General features: G+C 40.6%; 15 protein-coding genes. 10 read left to right on the top strand and 5 right to left on the bottom strand.

Annotated elements, in window-relative coordinates; genetic code table 11:
- The first annotated feature begins 39 nt into the window (after positions 1-39).
- The 5 genes from nagA to ptsP are packed head-to-tail and all read left to right on the top strand — an operon-like array spanning position 40 to position 4673.
- On the top strand, positions 40-1206 hold the full coding sequence (nagA, locus tag MKZ14_RS08630) for an N-acetylglucosamine-6-phosphate deacetylase (RefSeq protein ID WP_333004453.1): 1167 nt from the start codon (positions 40-42) through the stop codon (positions 1204-1206).
- 59 nt (positions 1207-1265) lie between these two features.
- Positions 1266-1976, top strand: a complete 711-nt coding sequence (locus MKZ14_RS08635; RefSeq protein WP_036081376.1) for an SIS domain-containing protein — start codon at positions 1266-1268, stop codon at positions 1974-1976.
- A gap of 20 nt (positions 1977-1996) precedes the next feature.
- Positions 1997-2701 (top strand): glucosamine-6-phosphate deaminase, encoded by a 705-nt coding sequence (locus tag MKZ14_RS08640; protein ID WP_081977536.1) that lies wholly within the window; start codon positions 1997-1999, stop codon positions 2699-2701.
- Entirely contained in the window at positions 2698-2964 is a 267-nt protein-coding gene (locus MKZ14_RS08645) for an HPr family phosphocarrier protein (RefSeq protein WP_333004455.1), read from the top strand. Before MKZ14_RS08640 ends, MKZ14_RS08645 begins: the two co-directional genes overlap by 4 nt.
- Positions 2961-4673, top strand: a complete 1713-nt coding sequence (gene ptsP, locus MKZ14_RS08650; RefSeq protein WP_036081373.1) for a phosphoenolpyruvate--protein phosphotransferase — start codon at positions 2961-2963, stop codon at positions 4671-4673. Before MKZ14_RS08645 ends, ptsP begins: the two co-directional genes overlap by 4 nt.
- A gap of 44 nt (positions 4674-4717) precedes the next feature.
- On the opposite strand, the gene MKZ14_RS08655 is transcribed toward ptsP, so the two are convergent.
- Both MKZ14_RS08655 and MKZ14_RS08660 read right to left on the bottom strand, forming a co-directional pair.
- Positions 4718-5383 carry an HAD family hydrolase gene (locus MKZ14_RS08655; protein ID WP_036081370.1) on the bottom strand — a complete coding sequence of 222 codons (666 nt, stop codon included), beginning with the start codon at positions 5381-5383 and terminating at the stop codon, positions 4718-4720.
- Positions 5384-5454: 71 nt separating this feature from the next.
- Entirely contained in the window at positions 5455-6222 is a 768-nt protein-coding gene (locus tag MKZ14_RS08660) for a sporulation protein (RefSeq protein ID WP_312124851.1), read from the bottom strand.
- 111 nt (positions 6223-6333) lie between these two features.
- Between MKZ14_RS08660 and MKZ14_RS08665 the strand changes: the two genes are divergently transcribed.
- The 3 genes from MKZ14_RS08665 (at position 6334) to MKZ14_RS08675 (ending at position 8361) form a co-directional block, all read left to right on the top strand.
- Positions 6334-7188 (top strand): LysR family transcriptional regulator, encoded by an 855-nt coding sequence (locus MKZ14_RS08665; RefSeq protein ID WP_312124853.1) that lies wholly within the window; start codon positions 6334-6336, stop codon positions 7186-7188.
- Positions 7189-7264: 76 nt separating this feature from the next.
- Positions 7265-7999: a sulfite exporter TauE/SafE family protein gene (locus MKZ14_RS08670; RefSeq protein ID WP_339280804.1), complete on the top strand. Its 735-nt coding sequence runs from the start codon at positions 7265-7267 to the stop codon at positions 7997-7999.
- A 41-nt stretch (positions 8000-8040) separates the two neighbouring features.
- The gene (locus MKZ14_RS08675) at positions 8041-8361 is read left to right on the top strand and encodes a YnfA family protein (protein WP_281114643.1); all 321 of its coding nucleotides are present in this window, start codon (positions 8041-8043) and stop codon (positions 8359-8361) included.
- A gap of 44 nt (positions 8362-8405) precedes the next feature.
- Here the strand turns inward: MKZ14_RS08675 and MKZ14_RS08680 are convergent, their stop codons facing one another.
- The 3 genes from MKZ14_RS08680 to MKZ14_RS08690 all read right to left on the bottom strand — a co-directional run bounded on the left by MKZ14_RS08680 (position 8406) and on the right by MKZ14_RS08690 (position 11508).
- Positions 8406-9170, bottom strand: coding sequence for a methyltransferase domain-containing protein (locus MKZ14_RS08680; protein WP_339280805.1), 765 nt, complete (start codon positions 9168-9170; stop codon positions 8406-8408).
- A 208-nt stretch (positions 9171-9378) separates the two neighbouring features.
- Complete coding sequence (gene nhaC, locus MKZ14_RS08685; protein ID WP_339280806.1) at positions 9379-10755, bottom strand: Na+/H+ antiporter NhaC; 1377 nt, start codon at positions 10753-10755, stop codon at positions 9379-9381.
- 555 nt (positions 10756-11310) lie between these two features.
- Positions 11311-11508 (bottom strand): hypothetical protein, encoded by a 198-nt coding sequence (locus MKZ14_RS08690; RefSeq protein ID WP_238542977.1) that lies wholly within the window; start codon positions 11506-11508, stop codon positions 11311-11313.
- A gap of 334 nt (positions 11509-11842) precedes the next feature.
- Here MKZ14_RS08690 and MKZ14_RS08695 point away from each other — a divergent pair, with 334 nt between their 5' ends.
- Together MKZ14_RS08695 and MKZ14_RS08700 are read left to right on the top strand one after the other, a co-directional pair.
- A complete protein-coding gene (locus tag MKZ14_RS08695) occupies positions 11843-12463 on the top strand; it encodes a DUF47 family protein (protein ID WP_036081351.1) in 621 nt (206 codons plus the stop codon).
- Positions 12464-12478: 15 nt separating this feature from the next.
- Entirely contained in the window at positions 12479-13495 is a 1017-nt protein-coding gene (locus MKZ14_RS08700) for an inorganic phosphate transporter (protein ID WP_016994628.1), read from the top strand.
- Positions 13496-13892: the final 397 nt, after the last annotated feature.

A 13892-nucleotide genomic window follows, 5' to 3' on the forward strand; every position in this document is an offset into this window, starting at 1 on the left:
CCTTTTCGACAGCCCTTGTTCAAGAAGGAGATGTTTTTCTTGAGTTTACTCATTCGAAATATCACAGTAGTGAATGGCAATGGACGAGATGAACAGGTAGATGTATGGATGAAGGATGGTAAAATTGCGCAAATTGCTCCTCAGCTTAATATCCACGATGTAGAACAGCTTGATGGTTCAGGGAAATTTTTATTGCCAGGATTTATTGATATGCACATTCATGGATCCGCTCAAATGGATACGATGGATGCTTCTGATGAAGGGCTTCATACGATGGCTCAATCCCTTTTAAAAGAAGGAACGACAAGTTTTTTAGCCACAACGATGACACAAAGCTATGACAACATTGAACGAGCTATTGAAAATGTGGCACAGTTCCAGCCACAGCCAGACGAAGCAGAGGTACTCGGTATTCATATCGAAGGACCTTTTGTCTCGAAGCAGCGCGCAGGGGCACAGCCTCTTGAATATATTGTCGAGCTAGATTTAGATATATGGTCAAAATGGCAGCAACTAAGTGGCCATAAAATTAAGCAAATTACGCTAGCACCTGAAGAACCAAATGGCATGGCAGCTGTGCAAAGTATTTCTGCTAGCGGTGTCATTGTTTCAATTGGTCACTCGGATGCTACCTTTGAGCAAATGCAACAAGCGGCTCAATTAGGTGCCACACAGGGAACACACTTATACAATCAAATGCGTCCATTCCACCATCGAGATCCAGGTGTAGTTGGTGGTGTCCTGCTGCTTGATGCGATTAAGGCAGAACTGATTGTTGATTTTATCCATATGCATGAAGGTGCGGTGGAAATGGCTTATCGCTTAAAGGGAGCAGACGGGCTTATTTTAATTACCGATGCGATGCGCGCAAAGGGAATGCCCTATGGAGCGTATGATTTAGGCGGTCAAACAGTTCATGTGACAGAAGCAGGCGCTCATTTGTCAAATGGTTCGTTAGCAGGCAGTATTTTAAAAATGGATCAAGCTGTACGGAATATGCATCACATAACGAATTGTCCGCTAGAGGAGCTTGTCAAAATGTCCAGCTTTAATGCTGCCGAACAATTGAAGCTAGGTAATAAGGGTCAGCTTGTACAAGGCTATGATGCGGACGCGGTAATTTTAGATGAACATTTAAAGCTCCATCAAACGATTAAGGCGGGCAAGGTCCTATATGATGCAATGCAAGCTGACAATTGTCACTAATATGCAGAAGGTATACAAACATCTAGCATGAAACGATGGAAATGAAAAGGTGATAGAACATGAATACCTATTTTCAACAAGTAAATCGATATTTAACAATGGTGGCACAGCAGGAAAGCAATCAACTTATGCATATTGCCAAGCAAATTGTTAAACGTCTCACAAAGGGAGGCATTATCCAGCTCTTTGGCTCTGGTCATTCCATGCTATTAGCACAGGAATGTTACTACCGGGCAGGTGGCTTAGTGCCTGTTAAACCGATACACATAGAATCGTTAATGCTACATCAGGGTGCACGGCAATCCTCACAAAATGAAAAAAAACAGGCTTTTTTAGCCTCCTATAAGGATCAGCTGCAATTTGATGACCAAGATGTTTGTATCATCATTTCAACCTCTGCCAATAATCCAGCCCCCATTGATATGGCTATCTATGCAAAGGAAGCGGGCGCTTTGACCATATCACTGCAGTCGCTGGAATATCAGCACCAGCCATCGCGCCATCCGTCAGGCAAGCGTTTAGAGCAAGTAGTAGATGAAGTAATGAATACGCATGTGCCATTAGGCGATGGTGTGCTAACCGTTGACCAATTGCAATATGCCCCTGTATCAACGGTGCTAGGTGCGACTTTATTAAATGCTTTGTTCGCTCAAATCATTGAGCTGATGCATGCACAGGGTGCTAGTGTACCAGTGTTTGGTAGCAGTAATTTAGGGGAAAATAATAACGATGCGCTCATTAATCAATATGGTCAGCGTATTCATTTCTAGGGTACAAAGGAGGATGCGTGGTGAAAGTAAAAAGATTTTCCGCAATGGATGATTTATATACACATGCAGTAGCGACCATCTTGGAAGCCAAAAATAATGGCGCCACAACGTTTGGATTAGCTACTGGTGGAACAATGGAACCGCTATATGCTAAAATCTGTCAAACAGATGTTGATTTTTCACATTGTATTAGCTTTAATTTGGATGAGTATGTTGGTCTTGAGGCAACTCATAAACAAAGCTATGCCTATTATATGAATAAACATTTATTTAACCAAAAGCCATTTCTAGCATCGTATTTACCAGATGGATTAGCAGTAGATCCTCTAGTGGAAACAGCTCGCTATGAAGGATTATTGCAACAATATCCCTTAGATTTCCAGCTGCTAGGTATCGGTCAAAATGGTCATATCGGCTTCAATGAGCCTGGTACGCCATTTGCTTCTTTAACACATCTCGTGACACTTGAAGAATCTACTCGTCAAGCTAACGCGCGTTTCTTTTCTTCCATCGACGAAGTGCCAACACAGGCATACACGATGGGTATTCAATCGATTATGCGTGCAAAATGCATTTTGTTACTTGCAGTGGGAGAAGCTAAGCGTGAGGTGTTAGAGCGCTTGCTGTCTTCTGATTATACAGAAGATGTACCAGCAACTGCTTTATCCAAACATCCAAATGTGATTGTTTTAACAGACTTACAAGAAGAGGAGAATAAATTATGAAAACACAACAATTTACAGTAGTCGATCCTTTAGGTATTCATGCAAGACCTGCGAGCCAGCTTGTGGCAAAAGCAACACCGTTTGCTTCATCTATTGAAATACGTACAGAAGAAAAAGCAGCTAATTTGAAATCCATCTTAGGTGTGATGGGCTTAGCCTTAAAGCAAGGTTCCCAATTTACACTTGTAGTAGAGGGGGAAGACGAAGAGCAAGCATTAGTAGCATTAACGACACTCATCACAGAAATGGGGCTTGCACAATGATACAACTCACTGGTATTGCCGCTTCAGACGGCATTGCCATTGCGAAAGCATATCGTTTCGTCCAACCAGATTTAACATTCGCTAAAACTACTGTTCATGATATCGAGGCAGAGCAGCAGCGTTTAGCAGCCGCTCTTGCCAAAGCAGAGCAAGAGCTGGTTGTCATTCGACAGCAAACATTAGAAAAATTTAGTGCAGAAGAAGCCGCGATTTTTGAGGCACATTTATTAGTGGTTCATGATCCCGAATTAATTGGGCCCATCAATCAAAAAATTGCAGACGAAGCGGTAAATGCGGAGTATGCCTTGCATGAAGTATCCTCTATGTTTGTGGCATTATTTGAAGGTATGGATGACGAATACATGAGTGCCCGTGCATCAGATATTAAAGATGTGACAAATCGCATATTAGCACATTTACTCGGTGTACATATTCCAAATCCAAGCAATATCAACGAACAGGTAATTATCGTAGCGAATGATTTGACACCTTCAGAGACAGCCCAATTAGATCGCAACTATGTTCTCGGTTTTATTACCGATATTGGTGGGCGGACATCCCATTCGGCCATTATGGCTCGTAGCTTAGAAATTCCAGCTGTAGTAGGGGTAGGGGCTGCTACGACAACAATTCAGGATGGCGATACTATAATTGTTGACGGTTTGACGGGTCTAGTCCTAGTAAATCCAAGTGCCGATGTGATTGCAGACTACCAGGAAAAGGCTCAAAAGTATCGTGCACAGCAGGCGGAATGGTCTACTTTAGTCAATGAGCAAACCGTATCTAAAGATGGCGTGCATGTTGAGCTAGCGGCTAATATTGGATCGCCAAATGATTTGGATGGTGTAGTGCGTCATGGGGCAGAGGGAATTGGCTTGTATCGAACAGAGTTTTTATATATGGGCCGAGAAAATTTGCCATCTGAGGAAGAACAGTTTACAGCGTATAAAACAGTCTTGGAAGGAATGCAGGGCAAGCCAGTTGTTATTCGAACACTCGATATCGGTGGCGACAAGCACCTGCCATATTTACCTTTGCAAGAAGAAATGAATCCATTCCTTGGTCACCGTGCCATTCGTCTATGTCTAGACCAGCAGGAGCTATTCCGCACACAACTGCGTGCACTACTGCGAGCATCTGTCTATGGGAACTTAAAAATTATGTTCCCCATGATAGCGACCATTCAAGAATTCTGTGAGGCGAAAGCCATTTTGCTTCAGGAAAAGGAAAAGCTGATAGCTGGCGGTATTGCAGTAGGCTCATCCATAGAGGTTGGGATGATGGTTGAAATTCCCTCGACAGCCGTAATGGCAGATATTTTTGCAAAAGAAGTGGATTTCTTCTCCATTGGCACAAATGATTTAATTCAATATACAATGGCGGCAGATCGGATGAATGAAAAAGTTTCCTATTTGTATCAACCATATAACCCAGCCATTTTACGCTTAATTCAAATGGTCATTAAAGCTGCCCATCAGGAACAGAAATGGGTAGGAATGTGTGGAGAAATGGCTGGCGATGAGCTTGCTGTTCCACTATTGCTAGGCTTAGGCTTAGATGAGTTCTCCATGAGTGCTACGTCTATTTTAAAAACGAGGGCCTTGCTAAAGCAATTATCTGTCCCAGAGATGCAGGCTTTAGCAACAGAGGCATTACAGTTAGCGACAGCTGAAGAAGTGCTGGAAAAAGTGAAGCAAGCTGTGAAATAGGATAGAACAAAAACCCATCTACCAACAAGTAGATGGGTTTTTTATTATTGGCTGAAAGAGTCAATGAATAGCGGTATTTCTAATAAATCCTCCACGATGGCATCCGCTTCAACACGTTGCCATTGTTTATCCTTTTTCCAAATGCCTTTCATGCCAACATGTTGAGCACCTTTGACATCATTCACCGGATGGTCGCCGATAAAAACACATTCATGAGGAAGTACATTCAGCTTTTCGATTGCATTTAAAAACAGTTGAGGATGGGGTTTTTTCATTCCTGCCCATTCAGAAACTAAAATGACATCAAAATAATGTTCAATTGCTAATGCCTTTATTGTGTCCATCTGAAATTGCCCATAGCCATTCGTAATGATGCCTAAAGCCAACTGATCCCTTTTCAATTGTTCTAGCATAGGGATAAGGTTAGGAAAAGGGACACAGCTATGTTTAAATTCGTTGAGATAATCTTGAAGAAGTTCTTCCCACGTAATATGAACAAAATGAAATTCTTCTACTAATTGCTGGTAGACGCAATCCTTCCAAACGTAGCCTCGCTTATCTAGTTGGATAAAGCGAGTTCTATACTGTTCTTTTGAAATACTACCGAATACCGACTTTAATCGCTCATATTGCTGCTCAATGAAGAGTTCGATAGATGCATCTCTATTTAATAATGTTCCGTCTAAATCAAATAATGCTGCTTTCATCACATCTTTTTCACCTTCCGATTTGATCATAAAAAAAGTAGCTGAAGTTAGGCTTCAACTACTTTTTTAGTTCATTAGGCATGTTTTGAAATGATTTGCTGAAGCTTTGCTTGCAGTGTCGGTAGATCATGCATTGTAACCGTTGTGCGAACATAGCTTTCATCCATATCTAATGCTTCAGCAAAAAAGCTACCAATGCCTTTTACTTTGCGATCAATTTGCATTAAAATCTCTGCAGAATGGTTGGATTGAGAAAGGAAAACTAATTCAAGCTCATCTAAATGGCCTCTATATTGTCCAGTTGGTACAAATTCAAATTCCTGAACAAATGGATAGTAGCCACGGAAGCGTGAAGGAGCTTGTTCACATTCTGCTTCACGTAAACGGAAACCTAATCCACGAATCGCATCTAATATATGTCCTGCTAGTGCTGTTGGCTCGACACGAATATAATCCTTATCACTCGGATCGACCGCATTTTTAATATCAAGGCCCGTTTGAATCCATACCTGTGTTTTACCTGCACTAATCGGTGTTTCAAATGGTAATGTTAATGAAATAGGGAAGATTTTTTCCTCGCCCGCACCCAGTGTGAAAGGCTCTGTTACTTTCACCTTCTGCAGTGCGGCAACCTCTGTATGTTTGTGATCATTCGACTCACGGATATAGGTCGTATTGACGGATAGGTAAATCGTGTCGACCTGTTGCTCCACTTGACCGCCTCGCACAACGATTTCCCCCTGCATGACCTCTCCAGCGCGATAACTATCCTTCTCTAATCTTGTATCCACTGTCGCTGAACCTATACCAATACTTGCTAATGCTTTATGAAAAAAAGACATCTTTCATTCCTCCTACTGACATCGTTAGCTATACATACGCTTATGTTAAAAAAAGGTTTCAAGACTTACAAATTTTTCGCTATACTAGTTGAAAACGAAAGAGGGATGGCGATGGAAACAGAGTGGCTACGCACATTTATAGTGGCAGCACAAACCGAAAATTTTCGAGAAACAGCTGAAAAACGATTTATTACACAATCAACCGTTACAAAGCATATCCAGCATTTAGAAAGGGCATTGCAAACCCCCTTATTTGATCGACAGAGCAAACAAGTGACGTTAAATCGGCAGGGGGCTTATTTTAGTCAGCAGGCACAAAAAATCCTGTCCGCTTTAGATGAAGGGCTACATCAAATGGATTCCTTTGTAAAAGGCTACACCGCTAAACTTACGCTTGGCGTTGCTCCACAAATTGCGAACTCAACATTACCTGCCATCCTCAGAGCATTCCAGTGCCGAAAGCCAACTACTCAAGTAGTAATAGAACTTTTAAAATCCAATGAAATCGGGGAAGCAGTGTTTACTGGAGTAATTGATATTGGCTTATCCAAATTAACCTCAACACGTGAGCTTCACACGGTGATGCTCGCACAGGAACCATTGCATTTAATTGCTCCTATTGCTAAAAAGGAATTGGATGCTTTCACCCTTTTACAGCAGGAAACGCTTCTTACACATGAGTATGCGCCCTATTGGGAGGACGTACAACAGGTGCTTCAGCAGTTTGCAAGCCATCAAACAATGCATATTAATCAAACAGAGGTGATTAAGCATTTCGTCAAACATGGTCTTGGTATTGCCTTGTTGCCTAAGAGTGTGATAGAAGCTGATTGTCAGCAACATCTTCTACATAGCTATTCGTTAAAAGAATTTTCCCATATTGTATCGGATACTTATTTGCTTACAAAGTATGTCTCGGCAGAATATGATGATTTTTTAGAAGCGTGTAATAGCGTGTATGGGTGAAGCAGCTTTCTGCACGGTTTATTCATAATGTACCTTTATACTATTTTAGTATAAAGGATAGATAGAGGGTGTTGATATGTATAGTATGTTGTCCACCATTAGTCAGTTTATTAGTGAGCCGATTACGCAATTTGTACAGGGCTATGAGCATTCTGCTTTGATGATGGCCATTCTTCTTGGCTTGATAGGCGCCTTTGCTCCATGTCAGTTAACGGGTAATATGAGTGCCATTACATTTTACGGCAATCGAACACTACAAAAGAGCAGTAATTGGCAAGAAATTATGTTTTTTATTGGGGGGAAAGTGGTTGTTTTTAGTGTGCTTGGGTTTTGTGCTTGGCTTTTTGGACAATCATTTGAAACAAAGATGACCGTTTATTTTCCAATCTTTCGTCAGGCTATTGGACCGATGATGCTGGTAACAGGGCTGGTGCTAATCGGTTTATTCAAATTAACCTTTCTACAACGCTTCACATCGCTGCTGCCGCCTGTAGTAAAAGAGGGGAAATTTGGCTCGTTCTTAATGGGTGCTAGTTTTTCTATTTCCTTTTGTCCCACTATGTTTGTTCTATTTTTTGTATGGTTAATGCCCCTTGTGGCGAGCACTTCCTATGGGTTGCTTCTACCTAGTATTTTTGGCGTAGCGACCGCTGTACCGCTCATCATCATGCTTCTGTTGATCTATGTCTTTGATGCCAAGCGTATTATCCTACGAAAAAGTATGAAAATGGGAAGAGCTATTCAACTAACAGCAGGTATCCTATTAATTTTAATCGGAATAACGGACACCATTACATATTGGAGTATGTAAGACATGTATAATAGAGTGAAAATGAGAAAGAGAGATACAGTATGATCGCTATATTATTATTTATTCTTGCGGGAATTGGTGAAATAGGTGGGGGCTATTTAATTTGGCTTTGGTTACGAGAGGGTAAACCTTTTTATTGGGGCATTATGGGCGGTATTGCACTTGCTCTGTACGGCGTTGTTGCAACATTCCAGTCCTTCCCTACCTTTGGCAGAGTTTATGCAGCCTATGGTGGGGTATTCATCGTGTTGTCTATTTTATGGGGGTGGGGCATTGATGGCAAAAAGCCCGATCATTTAGACTTTATTGGCGCAGGGATATGCTTAATAGGCGTCATTGTAATATTGCTGCCTCGCTCTTAGCATTGAAAAAAGGTTACTACAACAGAATAGTAACCTTTTGTAATCTATTTTTTACGAGCAATAAAGCGCAGACGATAATAATCAATGACCCATTCATTCTGTTGGAAACAAGTTGGCTTTAATAATTCCTCACATGTCGCATAAACCTGCTCTTTCTCATCAACCTTTAAGTGCTGTAGAAGATTTTCACTAAACATGACCAACCAGTTGCGAAGCCCATCCTTCCCTTGAAGTGGTGTAGGGCGTTTATAGAGTGTGATATTCTCGACCTGAAAGCCTGCATTCTCTAATTTTGATTGATATTCCTCGATGCTTGGAAAATACCAAGGGAAATAGTGGTCGATATAGGGAAATTGTAAAGATTCCATACTTTTTTGCAGGGCCCAAACGATAGATGCAATATTGCCTTGTCCACCCATTTCTGCAACAAAGCGTCCACCGTTCTTCAGTGCACCATAGACATTTTCAATAACTACATCAGGCTCCTTCATCCAATGAAGTGCGGCATTGGAGAAAACGGCATCAAAGTGCTGAGAAAAGTGCATCGCTGTAGCTTCCATCGTTTGAAAGGTAATGGCAGGATATTTTTGCTGAGCAGCTAAAATCATCGTAGCCGACGCATCTACTCCGAGCACAGAAGCTCCAAGTGCTGATATGTCATTAGCCAAATCTCCTGTACCACAACCCACATCTAAAATATGTTCATTTTTTTGCGGCGCTAGTAGATCGACCAAGCTTGTACCCAATTTTGAAACGAAATCATGCTTTTCATCATATAAATGAGCATTCCATTTTGTTTTTGTTGTCATCGTATTTCATCTCCTTTAGTAGAGCATAGCAAAGGAGGCCATCCATCAGAAATGCGAAAAATCATGAATTTTGATTCCAAATTGGAATGATAGGTTTCTTCACAACAGAGCTTTACAGGCAAATGATTTGCAAAAATTTCGCAACCAAAAAAATTTTGAGTAAAATAAAAAAGGTAGCTAAAGTTTTTTCAGCTACCTTTTGCTATGGTTAAAGCTTCGTTAATGTTTTGCCACTCCACCCAAACAAGATCGTTAGAATCGGACCAAGTAAACAGAAGAAGGTGAATGGTAGGTAATCCAGTGTGGAAATACCGAGGACACTTGTGATAAAAATACCACAAACACTCCAAGGCACAAGAGGATTGACGACCGTACCTGCATCCTCCATGACGCGTGAAAGGTTTTTTGGTGCAAGACCAACCTTTGCAAATTGTGCCTTAAAGGCCTCACCTGTTAACAGAATGGATAAATATTGCTCACCGATCAATGTATTGACACCAATGCCCGTAATGGCAGCACCTGTAATAACAGAGCCAGCACTTTTAAATAAGCTTTCGACCTTCGCTAAAATGCTTTGAATAATGCCTAGTGTGAATAAAAGACCACCCATTGTTAAGGCAAGTAAGACAAGCGCGATTGTAAATAGCATACTATTCATCCCACCACGAGTGAGCAAGGCGTCTACTTCTTTATTACCAGTTTGAGAGACATAGCCATCAAACAGAATCTTGAAGACATCTGCAGGGGGAAGTGGGTCAAGTAGAGCGCCAAGCCCTACGCCAATAATGGACACAACAGCTAAGGTAATGACTGCAGGTGCCTTGTAAAAAGTCATGATAACGAGAACAGCAATTGGCAATAATGTATACCAATGAATAAGTCCTGTAGACAGTAAACCCTCTTTAAATTGCTCCACTGTCTCAAAGGATGTAGCAGCTCCTGTTGGCGAGATAATAGCATAGAGCACAAAGGAGATAAGAAAAGCAGGGATGGTTGTCCAGCCCATATTTTTAATATGCTCAAAAAGATCTACACCAACTGTACCAGAAGCAAGATTGGTTGTATCGGATAATGGTGACATTTTATCACCAAAGAAGGCGCCAGAAACAATCGCTCCAGCTGTAATCGTTAGCGAAATATCCATGGCACCGGCAATCCCCATAAATGCCACACCAACCGTCGCGACAGTTGTTAGCGAGCTTCCAATTGAAATACCAACGATACTACAAATTAAAAATACGATAGCAAAGAAAAAGTTTGGCGAAACAGTTAAAAAGCCATAATAGATAAGCGTTGGGATCGTTCCACCCATAATCCAGCTCGAAATTAAAATACCAATAAAGAAGAAAATAAAAACGGCGCCAAGTCCAGCACTAGCACCAGCAATCATACCACCTTCAAGATCGCGAAAGGGCACTTTTTTCAGTAATCCATACGCGAGTAAAATGGCAATTACAAGAAAAATCGGGATATGCGGTGTAGCCTTTAAATAGCCAATACTATAAGCCATTGTGGCAATAATTAAAATAGTGATAAAGCCTGCCTCAAGAAATCGAGGGTTACTCTTTGCTTCTATTCGAAACATGTGAATCCTCCTAATAAATACTTCTGCGCTTCAATGCGGTGAAGCCCAAAAGTATTATAGCACGCTAATATTTTTTGTCAATTGACTGAAAATTGGCGGTCTCAATGAAAGAAATCATCCCAGGCATTTTTTCAAAATCAATAAACAGGTCATGACAAAGCCCATCGAAAAACCATATAGAAAATGAACTTCTCCTAAAACTAAAACATGATTAATGCCGCTAAAGTTGAGGTGAAATTAATAGCTTTCGCATTACCAGTAGCTTGAAGAAAATCATCGCCTATCATTAATAGAATAAAAAATGAACCCGTTCCTGGTCCAAAAAAAGCCTATAGCCACAAATGCACCTATATAGGCTAAATTTTGGCTGTACTAGGTACACGCTCTTGATATTGCTGTCCCCAATCTTTTTTAAACATTGTATAAGCAGCTACAAGGACGAGCATAACAAGCTTAAGTGGTTTTAAATAGCAGGGGATACAAGATGGATGGTAAAGGCTCCGAGAAAAGACCCCACAAAGATAAAGGGGACGATTTTTCCGATTTTCTTGCTATCTACTTTACCTGCACGCCATTACTAATGGTATTGGCCAGTTTATTTGTGGCAAATGGCTGTACTTGAGGTAAACCAACAGCCATTAATGTAGGTAAGGAGATAAGTCCACCGCCAGTAGTAATACTATTGTGAGTGAAAGTAAATCCATATCCATTAATATGCTCCCATCTTTCATCATCGCGTACTGTGAAAGTCAAAAAATAACAATGAAATTCCAGCATTTTCATGTAAATTTCGTTTACAATTCCTTAACATTTCACAAGGTAAACAAATCAGCAAAAAAAAGTTTATTTCAAGTATTTTTATAAAAATAAAAGAAAAAATGGTCATTTTTAAAGAAAAAATAGTGATTTTTAATATTTGATTTCCAACGTTTACAACTTGGGAAATAGCTTAAAAATAAATGTGGCAAATTTTATATTACAGTTTTGTAAAATCAACATCTGAGTGTTTAAAATTTTGTAGAATTGTGTAAATGTTTTGTTATGATGGTTCAGAAATCGACAATATTTTTTCAACAGGAGGAACAGGATGTTCAACTCAAATAAGCAAGATCCATTTTTTCAGTCATTATTAAAAATCGCGAAAAACGTGAATGAGGGTATTTATTATGCTCATAATGCTCGTATTCAAGATATAGATGCGCTCAAAGAAATTGCAGATACAATGAAGCAATACGAAACAAGTGGCGATAAATTAATCCATGAACTAATCGTTATGCTGAATAAATCCTTTATGACGCCAATTGAACGTGAAGATATTTTAGCATTAGCAAACAAACTAGATGATGTAATTGATGGAATGGAAGGCTGTATTGCGCACTTCAATATGTACAACCTAACAGAAGTAACAGAACCAATGCGCCAATTCCTCACATATATTGCGAAAAGCACGGACGAAATGGTACAAGCCATGGAACTGTTAAATAGTAAAAAGCTTGTGGAAATGCGTAAACATGCTATTCAAATTAAGGACAATGAACGTGAATGTGATGAAATTTTCCGTTCTTCAATGAAGCAATTATTCATCCAAGAAAAAGACCCAATGCGTTTGATTGTTTTCAAGGATATTTATGAGCAATTTGAAGACATTGCAGACTGCTGTCAAACAGTAGCAAACACAATTGAAACAATAATTATGCGTAATGCATAAGATGGAGTGTACGAAATGGATACGATCTTATTAATCACCATATTAGTCGTTATTTTCGCACTTGTGTTCGACTTTATTAACGGCTTCCATGATACAGCAAATGCGATTGCTACTTCTGTATCAACCCGTGCCTTAAAGCCACGTACAGCAGTTTACATGGCAGCGGTTATGAACTTCGTCGGAGCCATTACATTCGTTGGAGTAGCCAAAGCCTTAACAAAAGATATTGTGGACCCATTTTCTTTAAATGCCTTTGATGGCGATATTACAGGCTCTGTTGTTATTTTAGCAGCCTTATTATCTGCGATTACATGGAATTTATTAACGTGGTATTTTGGAATTCCATCGAGTTCTTCTCATACATTGATTGGATCTGTTGCAGGAGCAGCTATTGCTGCAGCAGGATTTGATATTTTGAACTATGCTGGATTTATTAAAATTCTTCAAGCACTTATTTTTTCACCATTACTAGCGTTCGCAGCTGGTTTCCTGATGATGACATTATTAAAGATCATCTTCAAAGATATGAATTTATATCGCACGAATAAAGGCTTCCGTACAATGCAAATTGGGACAGCAGCCTTACAATCCTTTACACACGGGACAAATGATGCGCAGAAAGCGATGGGGATTATTACCCTTGCGCTAATCGCGGGTGGCCTACACCAAGGAGATGATATTCCTTTCTGGGTACGTTTTGCTGCAGCAACTGCGATGGGTCTTGGTACATCTGTCGGTGGGTATAAAATCATCAAAACCGTTGGCGGAAAAATTATGAAAATCCGCCCCGTAAATGGGGTAGCGGCAGACTTAGCTTCTGCATCGATTATCTTTGGTGCCACATTAATCCATTTACCAGTTTCTACAACACATGTTATTTCTTCATCCATCATGGGTGTCGGAACAGCTCACCGTGTTAAAGGCGTTAAATGGGGGATGGCACGTAAAATCGTCACAACATGGGTCATCACGATGCCAATCTCTGCTGTCATGGCGGCATTGATTTACTATATTCTAAGTTTATTTTTCTAGTTCGCTAAGGAATGCACAATCACAGTGCATTCCTTTTTTTGTGCTGGAAAACGGATGCGGGTGATAGAATCGGCAAAAGTGTCGGATAGCCCGGTTAAAGTAGTGGATAGGAGCGGAAAGTGGCGGAAAGCCCGGACAGTAGCGGATAAAACCGGCAAAGTGGCGGATAGCCCAGTTAAAGTAGTGGATAGGAGCGGCAAAGTGGCGGATAGCGCGGACAGTAGCGGATAGCCCAGTTAAAGTAGCGGATAAAACCGGCAAAGTGGCGGATAGCTCAGTTAAAGTAGCGGATAGAACCGGCAAAAAGGCGGATAGTCTGGACAGTAGCGGATAAAACCGGCAAAGTGGCGGAAAGCCCGGTTAAAGTAGTGGATAGGAGCGGCAAAGTGTCGGATAG

Origin of the sequence: Lysinibacillus sp. FSL P2-0066 (assembly GCF_037969495.1) — a bacterium.
Lineage (GTDB): Bacteria > Bacillota > Bacilli > Bacillales_A > Planococcaceae > Lysinibacillus > Lysinibacillus boronitolerans.

What these genes read in the sequence shown, in the direction of transcription:
- MKZ14_RS08635 (WP_036081376.1), top strand. Translation starts at nt 1,266, where the DNA reads ATGAATACCTATTTTCAACAAGTAAATCGATATTTAACAATGGTGGCA.
- MKZ14_RS08675 (WP_281114643.1), top strand. Translation starts at nt 8,041, where the DNA reads ATGATCGCTATATTATTATTTATTCTTGCGGGAATTGGTGAAATAGGT.
- MKZ14_RS08700 (WP_016994628.1), top strand. Translation starts at nt 12,479, where the DNA reads ATGGATACGATCTTATTAATCACCATATTAGTCGTTATTTTCGCACTT.
- MKZ14_RS08670 (WP_339280804.1), top strand. Translation starts at nt 7,265, where the DNA reads ATGTATAGTATGTTGTCCACCATTAGTCAGTTTATTAGTGAGCCGATT.
- MKZ14_RS08665 (WP_312124853.1), top strand. Translation starts at nt 6,334, where the DNA reads ATGGAAACAGAGTGGCTACGCACATTTATAGTGGCAGCACAAACCGAA.
- MKZ14_RS08645 (WP_333004455.1), top strand. Translation starts at nt 2,698, where the DNA reads ATGAAAACACAACAATTTACAGTAGTCGATCCTTTAGGTATTCATGCA.
- MKZ14_RS08680 (WP_339280805.1), bottom strand. Translation starts at nt 9,170, where the DNA reads ATGACAACAAAAACAAAATGGAATGCTCATTTATATGATGAAAAGCAT.
- MKZ14_RS08695 (WP_036081351.1), top strand. Translation starts at nt 11,843, where the DNA reads ATGTTCAACTCAAATAAGCAAGATCCATTTTTTCAGTCATTATTAAAA.
- MKZ14_RS08660 (WP_312124851.1), bottom strand. Translation starts at nt 6,222, where the DNA reads ATGTCTTTTTTTCATAAAGCATTAGCAAGTATTGGTATAGGTTCAGCG.
- ptsP (WP_036081373.1), top strand. Translation starts at nt 2,961, where the DNA reads ATGATACAACTCACTGGTATTGCCGCTTCAGACGGCATTGCCATTGCG.
- nhaC (WP_339280806.1), bottom strand. Translation starts at nt 10,755, where the DNA reads ATGTTTCGAATAGAAGCAAAGAGTAACCCTCGATTTCTTGAGGCAGGC.